The sequence below is a fragment of the Hymenobacter setariae genome (assembly GCF_007713685.1).
Classification (GTDB): domain Bacteria; phylum Bacteroidota; class Bacteroidia; order Cytophagales; family Hymenobacteraceae; genus Hymenobacter; species Hymenobacter setariae.
In genome coordinates, this window is record NZ_VMRJ01000001.1 from 1206993 (window position 1) to 1230415 (window position 23423).

The 23423-nt window shown below is 57.5% G+C and carries 22 protein-coding genes; 14 read left to right on the plus strand and 8 right to left on the minus strand.

The features are described 5' to 3' along the window. Positions 1-52 precede the first annotated feature (52 nt). On the plus strand, positions 53-511 hold the full coding sequence (locus tag FNT36_RS05015) for a hypothetical protein (protein WP_144844954.1): 459 nt from the start codon (positions 53-55) through the stop codon (positions 509-511). 168 nt (positions 512-679) lie between these two features. Here FNT36_RS05015 and FNT36_RS05020 read toward each other — a convergent pair whose 3' ends face one another. Further along, positions 680-1441, minus strand: a complete 762-nt coding sequence (locus tag FNT36_RS05020) for an SDR family NAD(P)-dependent oxidoreductase (protein WP_144844956.1) — start codon at positions 1439-1441, stop codon at positions 680-682. Between the two features lie 80 nt (positions 1442-1521). After that, positions 1522-1941, minus strand: coding sequence for a helix-turn-helix domain-containing protein (locus FNT36_RS05025; RefSeq protein ID WP_144844958.1), 420 nt, complete (start codon positions 1939-1941; stop codon positions 1522-1524). Between the two features lie 119 nt (positions 1942-2060). Here FNT36_RS05025 and FNT36_RS05030 point away from each other — a divergent pair, with 119 nt between their 5' ends. The 5 genes from FNT36_RS05030 (at position 2061) to FNT36_RS05050 (ending at position 7069) form a co-directional block, all read left to right on the plus strand. Then, a complete protein-coding gene (locus FNT36_RS05030) occupies positions 2061-2624 on the plus strand; it encodes a DUF1572 family protein (RefSeq protein WP_144844960.1) in 564 nt (187 codons plus the stop codon). Between the two features lie 608 nt (positions 2625-3232). After that, positions 3233-4042, plus strand: coding sequence for a hypothetical protein (locus tag FNT36_RS05035; RefSeq protein WP_233635687.1), 810 nt, complete (start codon positions 3233-3235; stop codon positions 4040-4042). Positions 4043-4190: 148 nt separating this feature from the next. After that, positions 4191-5093 (plus strand): helix-turn-helix domain-containing protein, encoded by a 903-nt coding sequence (locus FNT36_RS05040; protein ID WP_144844964.1) that lies wholly within the window; start codon positions 4191-4193, stop codon positions 5091-5093. A gap of 82 nt (positions 5094-5175) precedes the next feature. Continuing rightward, entirely contained in the window at positions 5176-6015 is an 840-nt protein-coding gene (locus FNT36_RS05045; protein ID WP_144844966.1) for an SDR family NAD(P)-dependent oxidoreductase, read from the plus strand. A gap of 202 nt (positions 6016-6217) precedes the next feature. Further along, a complete protein-coding gene (locus tag FNT36_RS05050; protein WP_144844967.1) occupies positions 6218-7069 on the plus strand; it encodes an SDR family NAD(P)-dependent oxidoreductase in 852 nt (283 codons plus the stop codon). A 222-nt stretch (positions 7070-7291) separates the two neighbouring features. Here FNT36_RS05050 and FNT36_RS05055 read toward each other — a convergent pair whose 3' ends face one another. The 6 genes from FNT36_RS05055 to FNT36_RS05080 all read right to left on the minus strand — a co-directional run bounded on the left by FNT36_RS05055 (position 7292) and on the right by FNT36_RS05080 (position 14752). Beyond that, the gene (locus tag FNT36_RS05055) at positions 7292-8263 is read right to left on the minus strand and encodes a deoxyhypusine synthase family protein (protein ID WP_144844969.1); all 972 of its coding nucleotides are present in this window, start codon (positions 8261-8263) and stop codon (positions 7292-7294) included. 68 nt (positions 8264-8331) lie between these two features. After that, positions 8332-8895, minus strand: coding sequence for an STM3941 family protein (locus FNT36_RS05060; protein ID WP_144844971.1), 564 nt, complete (start codon positions 8893-8895; stop codon positions 8332-8334). 4 nt (positions 8896-8899) lie between these two features. Beyond that, on the minus strand, positions 8900-9442 hold the full coding sequence (gene hslV, locus FNT36_RS05065; protein WP_144844973.1) for an ATP-dependent protease subunit HslV: 543 nt from the start codon (positions 9440-9442) through the stop codon (positions 8900-8902). 146 nt (positions 9443-9588) lie between these two features. After that, positions 9589-12171, minus strand: coding sequence for a TonB-dependent receptor (locus FNT36_RS05070; RefSeq protein WP_144844975.1), 2583 nt, complete (start codon positions 12169-12171; stop codon positions 9589-9591). Positions 12172-12329: 158 nt separating this feature from the next. Continuing rightward, the gene (locus FNT36_RS05075) at positions 12330-14042 is read right to left on the minus strand and encodes a pyruvate dehydrogenase complex dihydrolipoamide acetyltransferase (protein ID WP_144844977.1); all 1713 of its coding nucleotides are present in this window, start codon (positions 14040-14042) and stop codon (positions 12330-12332) included. 92 nt (positions 14043-14134) lie between these two features. Continuing rightward, entirely contained in the window at positions 14135-14752 is a 618-nt protein-coding gene (locus tag FNT36_RS05080; RefSeq protein WP_144844979.1) for a histidine phosphatase family protein, read from the minus strand. Positions 14753-14902: 150 nt separating this feature from the next. On the opposite strand from FNT36_RS05080, the gene FNT36_RS05085 reads away from it, so the two are divergent. From FNT36_RS05085 to FNT36_RS05120, 8 genes are all read left to right on the plus strand, one after another. Next, positions 14903-15340, plus strand: a complete 438-nt coding sequence (locus FNT36_RS05085; RefSeq protein ID WP_144844981.1) for a hotdog fold thioesterase — start codon at positions 14903-14905, stop codon at positions 15338-15340. Further along, the gene (locus FNT36_RS05090) at positions 15340-16575 is read left to right on the plus strand and encodes a chorismate-binding protein (RefSeq protein ID WP_144844982.1); all 1236 of its coding nucleotides are present in this window, start codon (positions 15340-15342) and stop codon (positions 16573-16575) included. Before FNT36_RS05085 ends, FNT36_RS05090 begins: the two co-directional genes overlap by 1 nt. 78 nt (positions 16576-16653) lie before the next feature. After that, positions 16654-18585: a 2-succinyl-5-enolpyruvyl-6-hydroxy-3-cyclohexene-1-carboxylic-acid synthase gene (gene menD, locus FNT36_RS05095; protein WP_144844984.1), complete on the plus strand. Its 1932-nt coding sequence runs from the start codon at positions 16654-16656 to the stop codon at positions 18583-18585. A 119-nt stretch (positions 18586-18704) separates the two neighbouring features. After that, positions 18705-19529, plus strand: a complete 825-nt coding sequence (gene menB / locus FNT36_RS05100; protein ID WP_144844986.1) for a 1,4-dihydroxy-2-naphthoyl-CoA synthase — start codon at positions 18705-18707, stop codon at positions 19527-19529. A 196-nt stretch (positions 19530-19725) separates the two neighbouring features. Continuing rightward, the gene (locus FNT36_RS05105) at positions 19726-20541 is read left to right on the plus strand and encodes a DUF2490 domain-containing protein (RefSeq protein WP_144844988.1); all 816 of its coding nucleotides are present in this window, start codon (positions 19726-19728) and stop codon (positions 20539-20541) included. A 634-nt stretch (positions 20542-21175) separates the two neighbouring features. Beyond that, the gene (locus FNT36_RS05110) at positions 21176-21721 is read left to right on the plus strand and encodes a hypothetical protein (RefSeq protein WP_144844990.1); all 546 of its coding nucleotides are present in this window, start codon (positions 21176-21178) and stop codon (positions 21719-21721) included. 90 nt (positions 21722-21811) lie between these two features. After that, positions 21812-22261, plus strand: coding sequence for a hypothetical protein (locus FNT36_RS05115; protein ID WP_144844992.1), 450 nt, complete (start codon positions 21812-21814; stop codon positions 22259-22261). Positions 22262-22298: 37 nt separating this feature from the next. Next, positions 22299-23423, plus strand: a complete 1125-nt coding sequence (locus FNT36_RS05120) for an AMP-binding protein (RefSeq protein WP_144844994.1) — start codon at positions 22299-22301, stop codon at positions 23421-23423.

A 23423-nucleotide genomic window follows, 5' to 3' on the forward strand; every position in this document is an offset into this window, starting at 1 on the left:
GTTTCGCGGCAGTTTTCAACCGGTCGGGCCGCCCGGCACTTTCGCTTTTTGTATGTACCAAGTATTGTTGTTTCTGCACTCGTGGGGGCGCTGGTTTGTGTTGGGCACGGGCCTGCTGGCCGTATTTCGGGCCTACGGCGGCTGGACGGGCCGCCGGCCCTTTACGAAAGGCGACAATGGTATCACCGCTGCCTTTTCGGGCTTTATGTGGCTGCAAGTCCTTATTGGCCTGGGCCTTTATTTTGGCCTGAGCCCTTGGGGCCTGAACGCCATGAAGCAGCCCGGCGCTATGAAAGACCCCACGGCCCGCTTCTTCGGCATGGAGCACATTGCGGTGATGATACTCGCGGCTGTGCTGGCCCAGGTAGGTCGCATTGCCCTCAAAAAGGCGCCTAGCGATACCATTAAGCATAAGAAGGCCTTTATCTACCTAGGTATTGCGCTGCTGCTCGTGCTGCTCATGATTCCATGGGGCATTTGGAACCCGCAACGCCCGCTATTCCGCTTTTAACCGCAGCTGAAGCGGATATAATAGATAGCGCAGAAGCGCAGGCCGACCGGCGTAATGTGTTCAATAAAAAAGGCTACCCTTACTGGGCAGCCTTTTTATTTTCAGCTAGTTAGGTTGCCGGAGACAAGCCCATTTGCACTATTTATTACATCCAGCTTCAGTTGCGGTTTAGATGGACTGCCCGCCCGATGCTTCTAAGCGCTGCGCCGTAATCCAGCGGGCCTCATCGGTGCAGAGGAAGGCCACTACCGGGCCGATGTCATCGGCCAGGCCCACGCGACCTAGGGCTGTGAGCGCCACAATGTGGTCTTGTAGTTCCTGGTTGTCGCGCACACGGCCGCCGCCAAAGTCGGTGGCAATGGCGCCTGGCGCTACGATATTGACGGTAATGCCGCGGGCACCTAGCTCCTTGGCTTGGTACTTCGTCAGCGTTTCCATGGCCGTTTTCATACTGGCGTAGGTCGAGGAGCCGGGATAGATAATGCGCGTCAAGCCCGACGAGATGTTGACGATGCGGCCACCGTCGTTGAGCAGCGGCAGTGCCTGCTGCGTCAAGAAGAATGGCCCTTTGAAGTGAATGTTCATCACTTGGTCAAACTGTTCCTCCGTCGTTTCGGCAAAGGGCGCATAGTGCCCCGTGCCGGCATTATTGATGAGAAAGTCAAACCGGTCGGCATCAAACGTGGCGCGCAGTGCAGTTCGCACCTGCTCGAAGAAAGCGCCGAAGGTGCTGACGTTGGAGGCATCAAGCTGCAAGGCTACGGCAGTTTGCCCTAGGGCACCAATTTCGGCTACTACGCCTTCGGCCTCAGCCTGCTGGGTATGGTAGGTCAAGATAACATCAATGCCTTTTTTGGCTAGGTTCAGGGCCATGCTCTTGCCTAGGCCACGGCTACCACCGGTCACTAAGGCTATTTTGGAAGTGCTCATTTTCAGAGTTGATTAAGGTGAAATGACGCTGCAAAGGTCCAGGCGCCAGTTGGCTAGCGTATGGTGAGTAGTACAGTTTCTTAGGGTAGGCTTTCTACTTCTGCTACCTCGAGTTGCTCGGCGCGCACCTGCTCGCGGTACTGCTTGGGTGTGCAGCCGCCAAAGCGCTTGAAGAATTTGGTAAAATTGGCCGGGTCGTAGGTGAGCGTGGCCGCCACGGCTGCCACGGGCTGGTCGGTATCGCGGAGTAGCTGCTGCGCCACGGCCAGAATACGCAGCTGATAATCGTGGCAGGGCGAATGACCAGTTGCGAGCTTAATCGTGTTGCTCAAGTGCGTAGGATGAATGCACAGTACACCGGCAAAATCACGAATTTCAAACATCTCGGTGGCGCGGCCCGACACCAGGTCAGCTAGGTGCCGGTCAATCTCGCGCAGATAGTCGGCGTATATCTCGTGCTGGCGGGCCAGTAGCTTCTTAGGAATGGGCGTTGTGGGCATACAAAGGCGATAAGTGGGCCGCAGAATATTGTTTGGCAGGCGAGGATAAAGTAGACGCAGCACGAGCTGGTTTATTTTTAGCTACTCAAGCCACCAAACGCCACGTAGCGCCCTGCCCTATGCCGACCGACTTCCTTTCCAGCGCCCACAAGCAATTTGCCTACTACCAGTTGCTCGGCGAGCAGGCGATGGCGCAAATCCCCGACGATAAGTTATTCTGGCAGCCCAACGCGGCCAGCAATAGCATCGCGACCATTGTGAAGCACTTGTGGGGCAATATGCTATCGCGCTGGACCGATTTTCTCACCACCGACGGCGAGAAGCCTTGGCGCGCCCGCGAAGCCGAGTTCGACAACGACCTCGCTACCCGCGCCGAAGTACTCGCCAAGTGGCAAGAAGGCTGGCAATGCCTCTTTGCCGCCCTAGGGGCCCTTACCCCCGCCGACCTCGACCGCACCATCTACATCCGCAACCAAGGCCACTCTGTGCTGGAGGCTATCAATCGTCAGTTGGCGCACTATCCTTACCACGTCGGCCAAATCGTATTCATAGCCCGGCTTGTGGCCGACGGGGCGTGGCAGTCGCTGTCCATTCCGCGGGGCAATTCGGCGGCTTATAACGCGGAGAAGTTTGCGCAGCCACCGCATCAGGCACACTTCACGGATGAACGGCTGAAGAAGTAAGTTGCGCTACCCTATCATACGATTGATTAGTGTCATACCTGCCTTCTGTAAGCAGCCAGTACTGCTTCTTTGGTAGCCAAGGTGAAGCTGCCTGTGAGGCGTAGTACGTCCGCGGCTTGCGGCCCCACCTAGGGAGGTGCACTCATGCCTTTTCCACTCAAAACATTGTGGAAAGAGAGCACAGTGAGGTAGGTGTGCAGACGACAGCCAGTAGCCGGTGATGGCCTGAGTAGTGGCTCTTTCCTAGCAGTACGCAGCAGTATTCTGGTCCACTTCAACGAGCAAATGACCTGCGCTACTAAGCAGAACGGCTAGCATCTACTCATTACCCTTTACTATTTTTCTTACAGACAGTTACCCTTTAAATAAATTAGCTTAAATTATTTAATTTTAATATTAAATTACATTTATATTTAAGGGCAATTTCGCACACTTACTCTCACCAACCCCACCCCATGAAACGCCTGCTTACTCTTTGCCAACCCGTTCTGCTCTTGGCCACACTATTGCTTGGCTGCTCCAAACAAAATAGCGTCACACCTACCTCCAATACCACTGAGAAAGCAGGTGAAAATGTAAGCATGGGAGCCAATTTTAAAATAGGCACATTGGCTGCCCCTACTATCACCTGCGGCGAGGCCACGCAAGCCTCCATCAATATAGTGGTGACGGCGGGCGCCAGTGGCGCCCCAGCTGGTTTTTCGGTACAGTGGATGACTGCCGCAGACTTCGCGGCAAATAATAACACATGGTACGCTTCCGAAGACACCCGTTTATGCAAAGCCTCTTTTTCGGGCAATGCCAATTTATCGCGCTACAATTTGCTAGCCAATGAATCCGTAACGGTTAACATAGGCGAATTTCAATTTGATAATGGGGCATCGACTACTTGCCCCGACGCCTTACCCTGCGGCACGGCCTACGTGTTTCGGGCCTTTGCGCACGCTAACAGCAGCTTTCAGCGCAGTGCTTTCACACCTGACCTGGCCTGCTCGACACTAGCCTGCACAAGTGCCAGCGGCTGCACCTACACGCAGGGCTACTGGAAAACTCACGGCCCTCTGCCAACCGGCAATAACGCCTACGTGTGGCCGCAAAGCGTAAAAGACAATGGCTTGACCCTTGGCTCGGTCACCTACACCGCCGACCAGTTGCTAATCATTCTGACCAATCCATCCAGCGGCGGCAACGGCCTAGTTGCCATGGCGCACCAGCTTATCGCGGCTAAGTTGAACATCGCCAACGGCTCCGATGCTACCGCAATAGCTGCTAGCCTGACTGCAGCCGACGAGTTGATAGGAACCCTAGTCATTCCACCAGTGGGCAGCGGCGCCCTCAAGTCTAGCGCTACCAGCGACCTGACTACCAGCCTAGCGAACTACAATGAAGGCAAAACCGGCCCTGGCCACTGTGAATAGCCATCTTTTTCCGACCCATTAGTGAGCCACTTGTGCTCGCCCTGTACCCCACAAAGCCCTATTGCTAGTAGCGATAGGGCTTTGTTATATGTGCTACCCAAATCAATTCACTAAGCTCAACTCAGTTTGATTCTCGTAACTTCGCAGCATGTCGAAAACGCAAACTCTAGAGGATTTCTACCGCACCAAGATTGACTATCTGCCCGAGAACCTGCGGCAGGATATTGGGCACTTCAATGTGTTTCGGCTCGATGACTATGTAGGCCCGAAGGCACATACGATGCCATACAGCCGCAAGGATTTTTATAAAATCACGCTGGTATCGGGTAACAGCAATTACAATTTTGCTGACAAGACGATAGAGCTGCGTGGCAACGCACTATTTTTTGCCAACCCCTTGGTTCCCTACAACTGGGAGCCGCTGGATGACGACCAGTCGGGCATTTTCTGCATTTTCACGGAGGCCTTTTTGCAGCGGCAGTTGGGCTTGGTAGCGCAGGATTTGCCGATGTTCAAGCCGGGCGGGCAGCCCGTATATATGCTGAGCGACGAGCAACTGGCGGCGATGCGCCTTCTGTTCGATAAGATGATAGTAGAGCTCAATTCAGACTACGCATATAAGTACGACCTACTACGCAACTATGTCTTTGAGCTAATACACAGCGCCCTAAAGCTACAGCCAGCCACCACACTCTACCACGACAGCAGCGCGGCCACGCGCATTGCGTCGCTGTTCACGGAGCTGCTCGAGCGCCAATTTCCGATAGAGTCGCCGGGACAGCGGGTGCGGCTGCGCAGCGCCGAATCGTTTGCGGGGCAACTGGCGGTGCATGTTAACCACCTCAACCGGGCGCTGAAGGAAGTAACCGGCAAAACCACAACCCAACTCATTGCCAGCCGCCTCACGCAAGAGGCCCATGCCTTGCTCAAGCACACGCCCTGGAACGTGGCCGAAATCAGCTACTGCTTGGGTTTCGAGGAGCCAGCACACTTCAGCAATTTTTTTCGCAAGCAAACCGGCGTTGCACCCTCCACAATGCGAGTTGTTTGATTTTTGCAAGTAATGGTTTGAACCGGGTAAGCTACTAGGCTAGGCGCTCCGCTTGTTTTGCAATGTCAAAAACGCAAAACGTATGAGCACTCCCAAAACCTGGTTCGTGACCGGTGCCTCACAGGGCCTGGGCCTAGCCTTAGTAAAACGGCTGCTGCGCGAAGGCCATCAAGTGGCTGCTACTTCGCGCAATGCCGAAACCCTTGCCCAAGCTGTAGGCATTACCTCGAACGCCTTTTTACCACTGCAAGTAGACCTAGGCAGCGATGTCAGCGTTCAGGCCGCTATCGCGCAAGCCATCAGCGCTTTCGGCCGCCTCGATGTAGTAATAAATAACGCTGGCTACGGCATCGGCGGCAGCATCGAGGAGTTGACCGACGCCGAAACGCGCCAAGCCTTCGACGTCAATGTCTTCGGCACCCTGAATGTAGTGCGGCACGCGCTGCCACAGCTGCGCCAGCAAGGCGCGGGGCACATTATTAATATCTCATCTATCGCGGCGCTGGCCGGCGCTACCGGCTGGGCCGTGTACTCGGCTACGAAGGCTGCCGTGAGCGCCTTCACCGAGATACTAGCGCAGGATGTGGCCAGCTTCGGCATCAAGGCGACGGTGGTAGAGCCCGGTGGGTTTCGCACCAACTTCCTCACCGCCGAATCGCTGGCCCTACCGCAGCAGCCCATCGCAGCCTACGAAGACATCCGCGCCTCGCACGCCCGCTACCTCCAGCTCAACGGCAACCAGGGCGGCGACCCCGAAAAAGCGGCCGCCGCCATCATCCAGATTACTACCGAAGCCAACCCGCCCCTGCACCTGTTGCTGGGCCGCGATGCCTACAACCGCGCCACCAACAAGCTCGAAGCGCTTGAGCAAAATTTCCAAGCTTGGCAGGACCTAACTCTCTCAACCGGGTTCACTGAATAGCAGAAATCCGGGGCGGAGAGCGTTGATATACCAATTGATGTTACCAGAATATAATTTTTGGCGTGCAACTACGGTATAGCAACTGTCATCTCGTCTATAAGAGCAGTAGTCATTCATGCTTTCATCCCCGCCCCCATGCTGTACCTATTTGGCCGCCTCGCTTTAAGCGACTCCCTTTCTTACCACGAAGATTTCAACTACGATGACTACCAAGAAAATATGGTTCGTGACCGGAGCCTCGAAGGGCCTGGGTCTGACGCTCGTGCAGCAGCTATTAGCCGCCGGCTACGCCGTAGCCGCTACCTCCCGCAATCTGGCCGAGCTAACGCAGGCTGTGTCAGCTGCCCCTGACCAGTTTCTGCCCCTGCACATGGACCTCAGCAACGAGGCCAGCGTGCAACAAGCTATCCAAGCCACCATCAGCGCCCTAGGCGGGCTCGATGTGGTGGTAAATAATGCGGGCTATGGCCAGCTCGGCGGCCTCGAAGAGCTAACCGACCAGGAAGCTCGCCAGAATTTTGAAGTCAATGTTTTTGGCTTGCTCAATGTGCTGCGCCACGCCACGCCACACCTACGGCAGCAGGGTTCGGGCCGAGTGTTCAATATTTCCTCCGTTGGGGGCTACTCCGGCAATTTTCCCGGCTGGGGCATTTACTGCGGCACCAAGTTCGCGGTGGCCGGCCTCACCGAGTCGTATGCCGCTGAAATGAAGGAATTTGGCGTGCACGCCACGGTGGTGTACCCCGGCTACTTCCGCACCGATTTTCTGACGAGCGGCTCGCTCGGCACCCCCAAAAACCCCATTGCTGCCTACCAAGCCGTCCGCGACTCGCAGGCCGCCCACGAGCAGCAAATCAACGGCAACCAGCCCGGCGACCCAGTGAAAGCAGCCGGAGTGCTCATCCAGGTCAGCGAAGCCGAAAACCCGCCCGTCCACCTGTTCTTGGGTGAAGATGCCAACCAAATGGCCGCCCAAAAAATAGCCACCGTGCAGCATGATGTGCAGCAGTGGCAGGCCGTGACAAGCGCGACGAATTTCGCGGTTGAGGCCTAGCTAAAGCACCTAGGGCGTAAAATCCCGCTCTTAAAAAACCACAGTCAAACAACGTTTGTCATGCTGACGAAGGAAGCATGTTATCAGGTTTGCATGACCTACGCTAGCGTGGTAAGATGCTTCCTTCGTCAGCATGACAGATGATTTCGGAGCCCTAGGTAATGAAAAGGCCCTTGCTGAAGCTTCAGCAAGGGCCTTTTCATTACCTAGGGCTCCTGACAATTATTGCCCGAGCACGATAGCAAAAATCAGCGGAGCAACGATAGTGGCGTCGCTTTCAATGATAAATTTCGGGGTTTTCTCGCCCAGTTTGCCCCAGGTGATTTTCTCGTTGGGCACGGCACCTGAGTAGCTGCCATAGCTGGTGGTCGAGTCCGAAATCTGGGCGAAATAGCCCCACAGCGGCACGTCGTGGCGCTGCAAGTCTTGGTGCAGCATAGGCACTACGCAGATGGGGAAGTCGCCGGCAATGCCACCGCCAATCTGGAAGAAGCCGATTTTGCTTTCTTCCGTGGCAGTTTTAGTGTACCAATCAGCCAGGTACATCATGTACTGGATGCCGGTTTTCATGGTGTGCACATTCTTGATGTCACCCGAAATTACGTGGCCAGCATAGATGTTACCGAGCGTCGAGTCTTCCCAGCCGGGGCAAATGATGGGCAGGTTTTTCTCAGCAGCTGCCAGCATCCATGAGTCTTTGGGGTCAATCTGGTAGTACTGCTCTAGGTCGCCCGACTTTAGAATCTGGTAGAAGAACTCGTGCGGGAAGTACGACTCGCCAGCCTGGTCGGCCTTTTCCCAGTGCTTGAGCACGGTGTGCTCGATGCGGCGCATGGCCTCCTCTTCGGGGATGCAAGTATCGGTCACGCGGTTCATGTGGCGCTTCAGCAGCTCGTGCTCGTCGGCGGCGGTGAGGTCGCGGTAGTGCGGCACGCGCTCGTAGAAATCGTGGGCCACGAGGTTGAAGATATCTTCTTCCAAGTTGGCACCGGTGCAGCTGATAATCTGCACTTTGTCCTGGCGAATGAGCTCGGCCAGTTGAATACCCATTTCGGCGGTGCTCATGGCGCCGGCCAGGGTAATCATCATTTTGCCGCCATCGGCGAGGTGCTTGTTGTAACCATCGGCCGCGTCGATGAGGGCAGCGGCGTTGAAGTGGCGGAAATGATGCTTGAGGAAATTGGTGATTTGCATGGTCAAAGTTTCAAATGCTACTAAGAGAGTAGCCAAAATTTGAGAAAGTAAAGCTTACAGAGGCAAGGCTATTGAGGCGCGTTCTCCCTAGCTTGACTAATTAGTGATTGAATAATGGCCAGTACTTCATTCGAGTCAGCTTTCACACCAGTGAAGTCTAATGCAAATGCTTTACTACATTTTTTTAAGCGGCGTTGCATTGGTAAAAAACCCAGCAGGTCTAGTTTTTTCCCTACACTGGTCATTCCCCGCCGGCGTTGTAAAGGAGAAAGTTGGCTCAGATATTTTTCAGCGTTGATTATCTCTAGGAAGATGTAAGTACCGTCCCGGTTGTCCCACAGGCTGGCTTCTTTAACATCAATCCAAAAAATCTCGCGCGCACGTCGCGCGTGGTCAATCACACTTGAGATAGTGATTGTAAACTGTGGCGTGCGGTCAAATATTCTCCAGATAACCGGCAGTACTTGATTACCTAGGCCAATTATCCATAGCCATACTATCCAGCGCGCCCTTGGGTCGCCACCATGAAGAATAGCAAAACAACCCAGCAGTATAAGTAAGCCAAATAACCCGTATAAGCTATTGGCCACAATGGAGTTATAATATACCAATGGCAGCCGAATAGCTTTCATTACCCTACGCTGGTTCGGCGATAATCAGGTTATGGTTGGTGTAGATACAGATGTCAGCCGCGATGTGCAGCGCCTCTTCCACCATCTGGCGGGCCGTGAGGTGCGGGGCGTGCTTTTTGAGCGCAAGGGCGGCCGACTGCGCATACATGGCACCCGAGCCAATGGCAGCTACGTCCATGTCGGGTTCCAGCACGTCGCCGGTGCCGCTCACAATGAGTAGCTCGTCTTTGTCGGCCACCACCATCATGGCCTCAAGCTTGCGCAGGTACTGGTCTTTGCGCCAGTCTTTGGCTAGCTCGATAGCGGCGCGCTTGAGATTATTGCCGTAGGCCGACAGCTTTTCTTCGAAGCGGTCGAGCAGCATGAAGGCATCGGCGGTAGAGCCCGCGAAGCCGGTTACAACTTTGCCGTCGTTGAGCTGGCGCACTTTGCGCACGTTGTTTTTGGCTACGTGCTTGTCCATAGTGGCCTGGCCGTCGGCCCCTAGGGCAATCTGGCCGTTGTGGCGCACGCCAAGCACGGTCGTGGAGCGAATTTTTGGAAGCATGGTGCAAAAATACATCCCCTACCCCACCGAGTAGCGCTAAACCAAAAACGGCCGAGCTTCATAGCTCGGCCGTTTTGGTTCTTAATACTAAATACTCGTCGCCCGTGGGGCCGGGGGTGGGGTTATCGCGTTAGGAATGCAACAGCCTAAAACTTCACTTGCAGCTTGGCAAACAAGAACCGCCCATTCGAGCCCATTTGCACGGGGTCCCAGGCGCCGCCGGTTTCGGTCACGAGGGGATTGAAGAAGCTGGGGTATACGTTGAAGAGGTTGGAGCTGCCCAGCGACAGGCGCAATTGATTGGTGAGGGCATAGCTCAGGGCCACGTCGGTGGTCAGGCGCTGGCCGTAGTTTTCGGGCTTGCCGTCGTAGTCAATCAGCTTCACGCCACCAAACTGCACAAAGCGCACCAGCGCCCCGAAGCGGCTTAGGCTGTAGTCAAAAGTCAAATTGATTTTGAAGGGCGGCGCGGAGGCTTTCACGAAGGCCTGCTCGCGGGGGCCGAAGAAGGTTTCTTCCTTGCCCGCTAGTCCCGGTGTTGTTTTTACATTGGTCACCAGCAGGCGGTTGAGGTTGGCCGCCAGCGTGGTGCTGAGGCGGCCGTTGCCTACACCTATCGTGTTGGCTATCACAGCGTCGAGGCCCCACGTAGTGGTAGAGGCAGCATTGGCAAAGAATTGCGCCTGCCCTACCCCTAGGCTGGTGAGCGTCGGCCCAATGGTGCTATCAGTCGAGGCAAAGGTGCCCGTGAGCACAATGCGGTCTTTGATGTGAATGTAGTAGCCATCCACGGTAAAAGTCAGAATGGAACCCGCCCGGCCAGTAAAGCCCACGCTGGCCGACTGCGAACGCTCCTGCGTGAGGGCCGGGATACCCAAGGCCCGCGACACCGGTCCGTCGTTGCGGTCAAGCAGAATATCCACTGGCCTGCCGCCTACTACGTTGGTAAACACCGTATTGAAATTAATCTGCGCCAACGAGGGCGCCCGGAAGCCGGTGCTGAGCGTGCCGCGCAGCGAAAGAGCGTCGTTCAGCTTGAGGCGCGTGGCAATTTTGCCGGTGAGGTTGCTGCCAAAATCGGTGTAGTGCTCGTAGCGAGCAGCTCCCTCTACTAGCCACGCCTTGGTCACGTTGAGCTCGGCATCGAGGTACACCCCTACGTTATCGCGGCTGGCGTTCACCTCGTTGCGCGGCTGAAAACCGGGGAAGCCCTGTACCCCGGCCGCCAGCCCCGAGCCGGGCGCATAGTTGGTGTAGGAGCCGGCATCACCCGCAAACAGCGAGTACCACTCGGTGCGAAACTCGCTGCCAAAAGCTAGGTTCAGGCCCTGCGCTACGGTCTTAAAGTTGCGGCTTACGTTGAGGTTCACCACATCTTGCTGCAGCTGAAAACCACCCGCGTCGAAGCTCGTGGGAGAGGCGGCTCCTAGGGTTGCGTTCAGCGAATTGCGCACGCCATAGTGAAAGCGGTTTGAGCCGAAGCTATTGCTCAGGTCCACATCCCAAGCGCCAAAGTTGCCACGCAGCCCCGCCACTCCCTGCGCATCAAAAATATTGCTGCTGATGATGGGGTCGAAGCCGTTGGGATAGAGCGTGGCGTTGCTACGCGGGTTTGGAATGGTATTGCCATCGTCGTCCGTACTGGTCGGGAAGCGGGTGTAGGCGTAGGCGTCGCCTCGGCGCACGTTGAAACCGCCGAACACGTAGGCGTAGATATTTTCGTTCAGCGGCAGCTTGCTGTTGAGATAAGCCGAGGTGTTGTACACCTTGGGGTCGCCGTACTCACGGCGCTGAATGCCGTCGGGGGCCGGCACATTGGCCCGCTGGGTATGCTCGCGCTGGTTGAAGTCGGCCGTGAGGTTTATGTAGCCGCCTTCGCCCACACCCACGCCGTAGTTGAGATTGGCGTTCAAATTGCCCCCATCAAAGGTCTTATCATCAAAACGATATTTGGCGGTGTAGGCGCCATAGTTCACGTTGGCGGTCAGCTCCTTCGTACTGGTTTTGAGCACGATGTTGATGACGCCCGCAATGGCATCGGAGCCGTACTGCGCCGATGCGCCATCGCGCAGAATCTCGATGCGTTCGATGCTGGCGGCCGGAATCGTGTTGAGGTCGGTGCCCGTATTGCCCCGGCCGCGCGAGCCAAATAGATTTACGAGCGACGACTGGTGCCAGCGCTTGCCATTCACCAGCACCAACGTCTGGTCGGGACCTAGGCCGCGCAGGGTGGCGGGGTCGGTGTGGTCGGCACCATCGGCGCCGGTCTGGCGGTTCGAGTTAAAGGAAGGCGCCACAAATTGCAGCAGTTGGTTTACGTCGAGTTGGCCGGTTTTGGCCGTCACCTGCTGCACGTCGATAATATCGACCGGCGAGGGCGAGTCGGTCACAGTGCGGTTGAGGCTGCGCGACCCTACCACCTGCACGCCTTCGAGGGTGGTACTTGCCTCAGCCAGCTGCACCGCGATAGTGCCGCCTGTGGGGCTTATTTCCTGCGTGGTATAGCCTAGGGCACTTATTTGAAGCCGAGGCTGAGCCGTGCGGGCCCGAAGCAGAAAGCGCCCGTTGGCGTCGGTGCCAATACCATTATTGGTGCCCTTCTCTACTACCGTAGCCCCAATAACTGGCCTCCCAGCGGTGTCCAGCACCTGGCCCGACAGCGTTTGGCTCTGCGCAAATGCGGCACTGCTGGCTAGTACTAATGGAAATAACAGTAGATTATGCTTCATTATCTTGAAATTATGATGATGCGCAAATATAGACTGTTTCCGAAAGCACCCTCTATCAAAAGGTACAATTAGCCAGAAAAGCAAAAAACCAGCCCGTAAAGGCTGGTTTTTTGATAGGCTACTTTGAGAAACTAAGTAGCTTCAAGCTAATCTAGGGCTTAAATCAGCATCCGCAGTGGGTCTTCGAGCAGGCCTTTCACGGTTTGCAGGAAGGCAGCACCGGTGGCACCGTCTACTACGCGGTGGTCGCAGCTCAGCGTCACTTTCATAATGTTGCCAATGGCCAGTTCGCCATTCTTCACCACGGCCGTTTGCTTGATGCCACCTACGGCCAAGATGCACGCATCGGGCGGGTTGATAATGGCGGTGAATTCGTCGATACCGAACATACCTAGGTTCGAGATGGTGAAGGTGCTACCCTCCCACTCGGCAGGCTGCAGCTTCTTGCTCTTGGCTTTGCCAGCCAGCTCTTTCACCTCGGTGGCAATCTGCGACATGCCTTTGCCATCCGCGTTGCGGATAACGGGCACCAGCAGTCCCTCGTCCACGGCTACGGCCACGCCGATATTCACCACTTTGTTCTGGCGAATCTTGTCGCCGAGCCACGACGAGTTAATGGCAGGGTGCTGCTTCAGGGCCACTGCGCAAGCCTTGATAACCATGTCGTTGAAGCTGAGCTTCACTGGCGACAGCTCGTTGAGCTTCACGCGAGTTTCCATAGCCTTGTCCATCAGGATTTCCATCGTGAGATAGAAATGCGGGGCCGTGAACAAGCTTTCCGACAAGCGACGGGCAATAACCTTGCGCATCGACGACACAGGCGTGTCGGTGTAGGTGCCTTCGGCAGCGGCCGGGGCAGCCACGGGAGCGGGCTTAGCGGCGGGCTGCTCGGGCAGGGCGGCTGAGATGTACTCGCTCTGCACCTGGGCCGGGGCGGCAGGCTGCGACGGAGCGGCAGCAGCGGGCGCAGCGGCCTGCGGCTGGGCATTCTGGAGGTCACGGGCCACAATGCGGCCGTTTTCGCCCGAGCCTTTTACTTGGCGCAGGTCAACACCCTTGTCTTTGGCGATGCTTTTGGCAAGCGGCGAAGCGAGCAGGCGGCCATTGCTTTCGGCCTGGGGAGCAGCGGTGGGCGCAGCAGCAGGAGCAGTAGTTTCAGCGGGCGTAGCAGCGGCCGGGGCAGCAGTGCTAGAACCACCACCTAGGAGCGCTTGAATGTCAGCACCTTCTTCACCGATAATAGCAAGTACGCCATCTACAGCTACGGCTTCACCTTCTTTAGGGCCGGTGTAGAGCAGGGTACCATCTTCGTAGTTTTCCAGCTCCATCGTGGCTTTGTCGGTTTCGACTTCAGCCAGCACGTCGCCCGATTTCACCTTGTCACCTACCTTTTTCAGCCAGGCGGCAATGGTGCCTTCGGTCATGGTGTCGCTCATTTTGGGCATGCGCACTACTGTGGCCTTCTTACCATTGGCGGGCGCAGCGGGGGCTGCCGGAGCAGCAGGCGCAGGGGACGGGGCGGCAGCCACCGGAGCGGGTGCAGGGGCCGGCGCAGCGGCGGGAGCAGGAGCGGCGGCCGGAGCCGGGGCGCTACCACCATTCTGGCCGTTGAGCAGGCCCGAAATGTCTTCGCCTTCCTTGCCTACAATCGCCAACACGCCATCAACGGGCACCGAGTCTTTCTCTTTGGGGCCGATATAAAGCAGGGTACCGTCTTCGTAGTTTTCTAGCTCCATCGTGGCTTTGTCGGTTTCGACTTCGGCCAGGATGTCCCCGGATTTTACTTTGTCGCCTACTTTTTTGAGCCAGGCCGCGATGGTCCCTTCGGTCATCGTGTCGCTCATTTTGGGCATTTTTATAATTTCGGCCATCGGAATTGCGGGTTGGGATTGGGGGCCAAAATTAGCCGGGAAAAGTCGGGTAAACAATCCGGGCCAACCTAGGCGGGTAGGAAGAAGAACAGCTACTCAGCCAAATGGCTTACGTCTAAGAAATTGCGAATGGTAAACCGGCTACCCGTATAATGCAATTTATACAAGCAAAGGTTCTGGTGCTCAAACTCATCCATGCAGCTCAGCGTATAACCTAGGAGCTGGCACAGCAGCACGCGCATGGCCCGGCCGTGCATACACACAAGTATCAATTCGTCGTCGGGCCGAGTTTTAAGCAGCTCGATAAAGGGACGCTGGCGGGCGGCCACGTCGGCTGGGCTTTCGCCGCCGGGCAGGTGGGCAAGGTCGTTGCCGGCCAGCCACTCGTCTAATACATACTTATACTCGGCGTCTTCTTGGGGCGTGATGCGGGTGCCCTCACGGGTGCCCCAGCTGATTTCGTTGAGCGCCACGTGCGACTCGTGCGGAATCCCTTTCTCAATAAACTTGTGCACCGACTGCTGGGTGCGCTTGAGCTTGGAGGTGTACACGCGGGCAAACGGCAACTCCTTATAAGCCTGCCAGAAGCGCTCAGCCTGCCAGCGGCCACGCTCGTTGAGGTCCGAGTCGACCCCACTGCCCTGCACGATGCCTTGCACGTTGAAATCGGTTTGGCCGTGGCGAAGGAGGTAAATCTGCTGAACAGGCACGGGCGTAGGCGAGTAGTTTTGTTGTAAAGTTGCTAGTCAGTTTGCAGTTGTTTGCACTTGTCCGATAATTTTTATTTCTGACACTTCGCCCGTTCACCGGTTATACCTGCCTGCCTCCTCCCCCAACGCCTCCTGCCCAACACCTTTCTTATGACCCTCGACGACGTAAAAATTTGGGCCTCGCACCGCCCCACCCTGGCCGATTCGCTGGGCATTGAGCTCACGGATATTACGGAGCATTATCTCGAAGGGCGCATGCCCGTCGATGGCCGCACGCATCAGCCTATGGGTTTGCTGCACGGCGGTGCGTCGGTGGCGCTGGCCGAAACCCTAGGTAGCATCGGCGCGGCCACCCGCATCGACGTGACGCGCCAGGCCTGTGTAGGTCTTGAAATCAACGCCAACCACATCAAGGGCGTGCGCGATGGCTGGGTGCGCGGCCGGGCCACGGCGCTGCACGTGGGCCGCAGCACGCAGGTGTGGGAAATCCGCATCACGCACGAAGAAACTGGCGCGCTGGTGTGCATCAGCCGCATCACGATGGCCGTGATTGACCTGCCCGCGGCTGGTAGCAAAACCCAAGCTTAATGCCCGGCGCAGAACCTCGGCTCCTCCCCTGGCCCGCCGCTACGGCCAGCCTCGACGCGCCGGCCCGGCTGCGCCACCTAGCAGCGGGTGCCCTGCGCACGGGCCGGCCGCTGGCCATTTGGCGCGAGCCAGGTGCCACCACGCCGCGCCTGCTAGTAGCGCGTTCGCTCGAAGCTGCCTATACCGGCCTGCCGCCGGCACTCGATGACCGAGCGCCGGCGGGCTTCGCCTTTTTCCCTTTCCGCGATTCCGACCACAACCCCGCTCTGTTTCTGCCCGCCGATGTACAGTTCGAGGAAGCCCAGCCCGACGCGGTGCGCCTTTCGCCCGCTGCCCGCGATATGGCTCCTAACATCACGGCTTGGTTGGCGCTGCCCACCCCGCCCGAGTTGGCTTGGCATTACAGTCCGCAACCCCCGCCCCACACCGCTACCGAAGCAGAATACACGGCGCTGGTGGAGCTAGGCGTAGCGGCCATTGAGGCGCGCACAGTGGGCAAGGTGGTGAGCTCGCGGGCCGCCCGCCGCCCACTGCCGCCGGGGTTCGACCCGCTAGCGGCCTTCCAAGAGCTGTGCCGGCAGTACGAGCGCGCGTTTGTATCCTTGGTAAGCGTGCCGGGCGTGGGCACTTGGCTGGGGGCCTCGCCCGAGGTGCTGGCCGAGGTCACGGCCGATGGGCTGTTTCATACCATGGCCTTGGCGGGTACGCAGCCACTGCTGCACGGCTTGCGGCCGCAAGATGCCATTTGGCGGCAGAAGGAGATTGAAGAGCAGGCGCTGGTATCGCGCTACATTGTTAATTGCTTCAAGCAGTTGCGCCTGCGCGAATACCAGGAAACCGGCCCGCGCACCACCGTAGCCGGCGAGCTGCTGCACCTGCGCACCGACTTTGAGGTGGACCTCAAAAACGTGCCAGCGCCCGCCTCGTTGGGTACCGATATGCTGCGGCTGCTGCACCCAACTTCGGCCGTAGGTGGCATGCCGCGCACAGCGGCGCTGGAGTTTTTGGCGCGCCACGAGGGCTACGACCGAGCGTACTATAGCGGCTTCTTAGGTCCGGTAAACGTGGCCGCGCCTGGCGTATCGCGGCTCTTTGTTAATCTGCGCTGCCTGCAGCTGCGCACCAACGAGGCCATTCTTTACGCCGGCACGGGCCTTACCGTAGACTCGGACCCGGCGCGGGAGTGGCAAGAAACGGAGTATAAAATGCGCACGGCGGCGGCCGTGCTGTACTAAAGAACCGTACCCGTACTGGCTGCCATGCTCCCTTTGGAATACCAGATGAGCATGACAGGCACTTTTGAATTTGTTGCAATGAATCCTCTCCAGGCCGTTTTTAACATCGCCGAAATCTGTGCCCGGCACGGTATTACCGACGTTATTCTGTCGCCGGGCTCGCGCTCGGCGCCGCTCACGCTGGCCTTTGCGCGGCACCCAGCCTACCGGGGCAAGCTGCGCGTGGTGCCCGATGAGCGGGCAGCGGCGTTTATCGGCCTAGGTATCGCGCAGGCCACGCGGCGGCCGGTGGTGCTGGTGTGCACCAGCGGCACGGCAGGCCTCAACTACGCCCCAGCCGTGGCCGAGGCGTTTTTTCAGCAACTGCCGCTGCTGGTGCTCACCGCCGACCGGCCGCCCGAGTGGATAGACCAGCTCGATGGCCAAACCATCCGGCAGCGCGACCTATACGGTGCGCACGCCAAAGGCACCTTCGACTTTCCGGCCGATACCTCGCACGCCGACGCTAAGTGGCACGGCGAGCGGCTACTCAACGAAGCTATCAACCTAACCCAGACTTTCCCGGCCGGGCCAGTGCAGGTAAACGTGCCCCTGCGCGAGCCCTTCTACCCCAAGGCGGGTGAAGAAATGAGCTACGAGCAGCACGTCAAAATCATCCGCGACGACCACTCGAACACCATCTTGCCCCCGGCCGAAATCTTGGACTTGCGGCGGCAGCTGCGCGAGGCGGGCCGTGTGCTGGTAGTGGCTGGCCAGCAGCCCGAAAACCCGACCCTCACGGCTGCGCTCTACGAGTTTGCCGAGGCGCGGCAGGTGCCGGTGGTAGCCGATACTATTGCGAACCTAGGCGACGTGCCGGCCGTGCGGCGGCAGGATATTTTCCTGGCGGGCTTGTCAAAGGAAGATAAAGCGGCGCTGCGTCCCGATTTGCTCATCACCTTCGGGCAATCGCTTATTTCGAAAGCGCTGAAGCTGTTTTTGCGCGACGCGGCGCCCGCCCAGCACTGGCACTTGCAGCCAGCCGGCGAGGTAGCTGATACCTTTCGGCGGCTCACACGCATTATTCGGGTGCAGCCCGCAGTGTTTTTTCAGCAGCTAGCGGTGTTCGATACAAAGGACTATCACCGCGATACGGTGCCCACGGCCGCGGTCTTGAAAACCACTGACGGTAATGGGTCCAGAGGTTCGAATCCCCCCTTCTCCGCAAATGCGCGCGTAGACCAACAGGTCATCGCGGCTTCGAATCCCATCCTCTCTGCGAAAGATGAGGCCAGTTTGACTCCTAATGCGACCACTACTAAGGAGCCTGGCTTTGGTGCGATGCCTACTGTTGCCACAGAGCCAACCCTCACCTGGCAGCAAGCCGACGCTGCCGCGGCCCAGTTCCTAGGTAGCTTCTTCGCCGCCGAAGGCCAACCGTTCAACGAGTTCTCGGCCATGCGCCAGGCGCTGGCAATGCTGCCCGATGGCACGGCGCTGCACCTAGCCAATAGCATGGCCGTGCGCTACGCCAACATTCTAGGGCTACCAGCGGGGCGACAAATCGACGTATTTGCTAACAGGGGTACCAGCGGTATTGATGGCTGCAACTCAACGGCGGTGGGCGCGGCGCTGGCGCAGCCCGCGCGGCCGGTGGTGCTGCTGACCGGCGACGTAGCGTTTTTCTACGACCGCAACGCCTTCTGGCACAACTACCCCACGCCTAACCTGCGGGTAGTACTCTTCAACAACCACGGCGGCGGCATCTTCCGCCTAATCGACGGGCCGCGGCAGCAGCCGGAGCTAGACGAGTTTTTTGAGACGCACCAAGCGCTCACGGCCGAGAACCTGTGCCGCGATTTTAAACTGCGGTATCTACCCGTGGCATCGTTCGAAGAACTTGCTACGGCGCTGCCGGTTTTCTTTGCAGCCGAAAGTGGCGCGGCAGTGCTCGAAATCTTCACCGACTCGAAAACCAACGCGTCGTTTTTTGAGGACTACCGTAAGGCGGTAAAGCAAGCTTTTTCTTAGTGTTTTGTCATGCTGACGAAGGAAGCATCTTATCACGGCTGCTTTCATCAGCATTCATCTTGTACCCGAGCGTTGCGAACGTGATAAGCTGCTTCGCAAGCTCAGCATGACAGTTATATATGGCTGAATCCATCGAGTGGACCCCGATTAAGGAGTTCCAAGAAATTCTCTTCTCCCAGCACGGAGGTATTGCCAAAATCAGCATCAACCGGCCGCAGGTGCACAACGCCTTCACGCCGCTTACGGTGCAGGAAATGATTGAGGCCATGGACATTTGCCGCAATCGCACCGATATCGGGGTCATCATCCTTACCGGTGAGGGTGGGCGTGCCTTCTGCTCGGGCGGCGACCAGAGCGTGCGCGGCCACGGCGGCTACGTGGGCGAAGACACCGTGCCTCGCCTCAACGTGCTCGACCTGCAAAAGATGATTCGCAGCATCCCCAAGCCCGTGATTGCGATGGTGGCCGGCTGGGCCATCGGCGGCGGCCACGTGCTGCACGTGGTGTGCGACCTAACCGTAGCGGCCGAAAACGCCCGCTTCGGCCAAACTGGCCCCAACGTGGGGTCGTTTGACGGCGGCTTTGGCGCGAGCTACCTAGCGCGCATCGTAGGCCAGAAGAAAGCCCGCGAAATTTGGTTTCTCTGCGACCAGTACGACGCCCAGGAAGCCCTCGACATGGGCCTAATAAACAAAGTAGTGCCGCTCGACAAGCTCGAAGAAACAACCGTAGCCTGGTGCAATAAGATATTGCAAAAGAGCCCACTGGCTTTGCGCATGCTAAAATCGTCGTTCAACGCCGAGCTCGACGGCCAGGCTGGCATTCAGGAGCTGGCCGGCAATGCTACGCTGCTGTATTACCTCAGCGAAGAAGCCAAAGAAGGCAAAAACGCTTTCCTAGAAAAGCGCCAGCCCGACTTCTCGAAATTTCCGAAGTTTCCGTAAAGCTTAGCGCCCTTATTGGGTGCCTACCTAGGCCACTAAAACGCCCATCACAGCTGCCACAAAAGGTAAGTGTGGTGGGCGTTTTTGCTGGTAGCACCTAGAGGGCCTTCATCTTACCCTCAGGTCGTTATTTTTTATTGCGGTATCTGCGCCGCCCTGTACCCCATTCAGGGCAGCATCACCATATACCGAAGGAATGACGAAATTAAAAATAGCTTTATTACTCGTAATCTGTATTTTAAGCAAAGTATCTTCCGCTCAGATTAGCCCGCCAGGTTTAGGAGCAGCCCACACCGCCGATTGGCTGGCGCTGGGTGTAAGGCAAGACCTAGACTCGCTGAAAAAGTGGCAATCGATGAGTTATATCGGCTTGGGGAGAAAGAGTAGTCTCGCTAATTATAACCCTTTAGCGAAGTCCTCCATCCTGGTTCTGAACCAAGAGTTTTACTACAAATTTCATCCCCACTGGCAAACCTCTTTTGCCCTCAGCTACCGCCACCAAAACGAATATTCTGATAGTTATCCTTACGAGCCCGAAAATCCGGCTTTTGAGCAGGAGTTCCGGTTATACAGCAGAATATCTTACGTGCTGGAAACGCCTCGCTTCAAGCTGGTCCCGACTTTCCGGCAAGAATTCCGAAAATTCTACACGCCTACCTTCACGAGGGGAGCCGAAACCTTTCAATTTCGCTCTAGACTACGCCTGCAATTGACGGTAAACCTAGACGCGGCAAAAGTTCATCGACTCATTGTCAGCTCCGAGCAGCTATTTTCGGCGAGCGACCTGTCTTTTCCCAATCACTGGACGAGGCTGGGCTACCGCGAGAGCCGATTTGTTGGCTACTATTCGGTAGCGCCCAAAGCATTTCCCCTAATTTTTGACTTTGGCTACATGGCCAATTGGCTTGGGGGTCCCTCGCCTGCTGTTGTGCATTACGCTGCTCTCGATATCATCTGGAAAAACCCTTTTGGACACCATCGACCCAACCGGCGTGCTTCCTTCAAGCAGTAAAAGTAAGAGTAAGCTACCCAGCAACGCGAACGTTACTCACGGCTGCATTTCTAAAGCAGCTCGTTGGCTATCCGCGGCCTACCTAGGCAGCAAAAAGCCCAGCCACTGATGGCCAGGCTTTCATGCATTATGAATAATCGCTGCTAATTAAAAACTAAACCCTAGGGCGTGCAAACTGGCGCAAACGCCTGAGAAAAACCGCAGGCGCTCTTGCTTGCGCCATTTTTTTAGGGCTTTGGCGCGGGCTTTGGCGGCGGCCAAAATAGGGCACGGCGCGGCGGTAGCAGCAGGGGCACTAGTTCCGGTAGCCAGTACCAATTCGGGGGTGGAATGCGGGTGGGATTGCATGGCGGGTGAGAGGTTAGTGTATCTTAAATATAGCCCTTTCTTTTGTGAAAAGCAAATGAAGTTGCCAATTGCCCGACAACTACGCTGCCCTTGCGAGCAGCTTATTTCGTGGTGCTTTTCGTTGCAGCTTTGATGGCTTACCCGCGCTACTGACCTCCTCACTAGGTAGCCTGGGTAGCGACACTCTCTGTTCAAGCCCTAGCCCTATATTGACCGAGAAACCTCGAAGCTTTGGCACTAGGCCTAGGTGCCAATGCTAGGCTGCGCCTGCATGTCCTTATTCGCGATGTCTGATTTTTTACGCGCTTTATCTGAACGTGAGCAGCTGCTTTATCAGCGCACGGTCGCCTTCACTGGCACCATGGAAAGCAAGGAAGCGCAATTGCGCAGCAGCGGCATTATAGAAGAATATCGGCAGTTGCACGCAGCGTACTGGGCCCTATTGCAAGCGAGTTCAGATAAGCAGGAGCAGGTGGAATTACTAAAGCGCGTGGTTTTTCTTAATTGGTACCAATGGGCTGAGCCTACTATTTACTCTGGCATTGACGAGTTGGACGAGGAAGTAGTGCAGGCTGCCTACTCTTTACTAGACAGCTGGTTAGAGCACGACACATTAGACCAAGAGTTTCGGTGGATGCTGTCGTATTACGCCACGTGGGACTATGCCATTCTGCCTTATTCCGAAAACCACTTGCCTTTTCTAACTGCTTTTGTGAGGGAGGCTAGCCAGTCGGTGGTGTACCCGCCCCAGGGGCAACTTCCTCGGCACAGCATGGATAACCGTGGCCAGATGGGGCGCTATTGGCAGTCAGTAGGTCTTGAAATTTCGTAAAGCAGGTGGCCTTAGCCGTTAGTATAGGTAGCGCGGGCAGTACTTTACGGCTGCTTACTTCAGCCTGATACCTTAGGCCTGTTTTTTTTAATGACGAACGCCGAGTACAACCGTAACATCCAGCGCTTTCGGCGGGCGCACTGGCTGCACTATGGCGCCCAGGCCCTGCTGATGGGTTGCGCCGGGCTAGCCACCCGCCACGGAGTAGCTGGGCCCGCCGCCGTAAACCCGCAATTGGCTACGTGGCCGGCGCTGCTGGCCCTAGCCGTGGCAGTGCCGCTGCTAAGTGTGGTGCTCTACGGCGTGTGCCAAAGTATCAGGCCTAACCTGCGGCGGCCCTACGCCGAGAATATGCGCATCTACCTCAGCCGGCTGGTGGTGCGCAATAGCCTACTAGGGCTATTGGGCCTGCCACTGCTGGCGGCCTACCTGCTCACACACCAGTTAGCGATACTAGCCATTTATGCGGGCTTGCTGCTCTTTTTGGGGCAGCGCACGGCGCCTTCGGCCAAGACCTACCAGCGCTGGCTGCTAACCTAGGGGGCTAACAAAACCTGCGGCGGCGCGTTTCCTACCCATGCCCTCCCCCAACCTCCCCACCTCCCTGCTGCTCAACGGCCGCGAATTCAGCTACGACGCCCTGCGCCAAACGCCCGACCCGCACGCTAGCCTCAATGGCTATGAGGCCCGCGTGTTAGAGTTGCTGCGTCAATGGCTTTTGGGGGCTCAGGAGTTTGGGCAGCGCACCTCGGGCAGCACCGGCGACCCGCAACTCATTGTGCTGACGCGGCGGCAGCTCGCAGCGTCGGCCGCCCGCACCGGCGACTATTTCGACCTAGGGCCCGGCGACCGGGCCTTGGTATGCCTCAACTGCGAGTACATCGGGGGCAAGATGATGCTAGTTCGTGGCCTCGAACGCAACATGCACCTGACCGTGGTGGAGCCACACGCCGACCCCTTTGCAGAGGTAGCAACTGAGGCAGAGTTCGACTTCGCGGCCTTTGTGCCCATGCAGCTTAGCGCCATGCTGGCGGCCGGCCGCGCCCCACGGCTCAATAAAATGCGCGCCATCTTGGTGGGCGGCGCGGGCGTGGCGCCCAGCTTGCTGCACCAGATTGAGCAGCTCAGCGTGCCGGTGTACCTCACCTACGGCATGACCGAAACGGCCTCGCACATAGCGCTGCGCCGCCTCAATGGCCCCGATGCCTCGCCACACTACCGCGGGCTGCCCGGCCTGCACCTAGGGCAAGATGAGCGCGGCTGCCTCACGGTGCGCGGCGACGTGACCGACGACCAGCTTATCGTGACCAACGACCGCATTGAGTTGCTCGACAAGCATACCTTCGACTGGCTGGGCCGGGTCGATTTTGTAGTAAACTCGGGCGGCGTGAAAGTGCAGGCTGAAAAAGTGGAGCAGGTGCTCGACGTAGCCCTGGCCGAGGTAGGCGAGTCGCGCCGGGCCTTTGTGGCAGGCCGTCCCGACGAGCGCCTGGGCCAAGCCGTAACGGCTTATATAGAAGGCACTTCCTTGCCTGATGAAGTAGCAGCACAGGTGCTCGCTTTGCTGCGCACGCGCCTGGGCCAGTACGAGGTACCTAGGGCCCTGGTGTACGTGCCAGCGTTCGAAACTACGGCATCGGGCAAGCTTGATAGGGCGGCTACGCTACGCGCCGCCGAGGCTGGCGCACTGCCGCCGGGGTAA

Excerpts from the sequence above, each read along its gene's own strand:
- FNT36_RS05105 (WP_144844988.1), top strand. The coding sequence starts at position 19,726 with ATGACGAAATTAAAAATAGCTTTATTACTCGTAATCTGTATTTTAAGC.
- FNT36_RS05015 (WP_144844954.1), top strand. The coding sequence starts at position 53 with ATGTACCAAGTATTGTTGTTTCTGCACTCGTGGGGGCGCTGGTTTGTG.
- FNT36_RS05040 (WP_144844964.1), top strand. The coding sequence starts at position 4,191 with ATGTCGAAAACGCAAACTCTAGAGGATTTCTACCGCACCAAGATTGAC.
- FNT36_RS05060 (WP_144844971.1), bottom strand. The coding sequence starts at position 8,895 with ATGAAAGCTATTCGGCTGCCATTGGTATATTATAACTCCATTGTGGCC.
- menB (WP_144844986.1), top strand. The coding sequence starts at position 18,705 with ATGGCTGAATCCATCGAGTGGACCCCGATTAAGGAGTTCCAAGAAATT.
- hslV (WP_144844973.1), bottom strand. The coding sequence starts at position 9,442 with ATGCTTCCAAAAATTCGCTCCACGACCGTGCTTGGCGTGCGCCACAAC.
- FNT36_RS05050 (WP_144844967.1), top strand. The coding sequence starts at position 6,218 with ATGACTACCAAGAAAATATGGTTCGTGACCGGAGCCTCGAAGGGCCTG.
- FNT36_RS05070 (WP_144844975.1), bottom strand. The coding sequence starts at position 12,171 with ATGAAGCATAATCTACTGTTATTTCCATTAGTACTAGCCAGCAGTGCC.
- FNT36_RS05115 (WP_144844992.1), top strand. The coding sequence starts at position 21,812 with ATGACGAACGCCGAGTACAACCGTAACATCCAGCGCTTTCGGCGGGCG.
- FNT36_RS05020 (WP_144844956.1), bottom strand. The coding sequence starts at position 1,441 with ATGAGCACTTCCAAAATAGCCTTAGTGACCGGTGGTAGCCGTGGCCTA.
- FNT36_RS05030 (WP_144844960.1), top strand. The coding sequence starts at position 2,061 with ATGCCGACCGACTTCCTTTCCAGCGCCCACAAGCAATTTGCCTACTAC.
- FNT36_RS05110 (WP_144844990.1), top strand. The coding sequence starts at position 21,176 with ATGTCTGATTTTTTACGCGCTTTATCTGAACGTGAGCAGCTGCTTTAT.
- FNT36_RS05075 (WP_144844977.1), bottom strand. The coding sequence starts at position 14,042 with ATGGCCGAAATTATAAAAATGCCCAAAATGAGCGACACGATGACCGAA.
- FNT36_RS05090 (WP_144844982.1), top strand. The coding sequence starts at position 15,340 with ATGCCCGGCGCAGAACCTCGGCTCCTCCCCTGGCCCGCCGCTACGGCC.
- FNT36_RS05055 (WP_144844969.1), bottom strand. The coding sequence starts at position 8,263 with ATGCAAATCACCAATTTCCTCAAGCATCATTTCCGCCACTTCAACGCC.
- FNT36_RS05025 (WP_144844958.1), bottom strand. The coding sequence starts at position 1,941 with ATGCCCACAACGCCCATTCCTAAGAAGCTACTGGCCCGCCAGCACGAG.
- menD (WP_144844984.1), top strand. The coding sequence starts at position 16,654 with ATGAATCCTCTCCAGGCCGTTTTTAACATCGCCGAAATCTGTGCCCGG.
- FNT36_RS05085 (WP_144844981.1), top strand. The coding sequence starts at position 14,903 with ATGACCCTCGACGACGTAAAAATTTGGGCCTCGCACCGCCCCACCCTG.
- FNT36_RS05120 (WP_144844994.1), top strand. The coding sequence starts at position 22,299 with ATGCCCTCCCCCAACCTCCCCACCTCCCTGCTGCTCAACGGCCGCGAA.
- FNT36_RS05045 (WP_144844966.1), top strand. The coding sequence starts at position 5,176 with ATGAGCACTCCCAAAACCTGGTTCGTGACCGGTGCCTCACAGGGCCTG.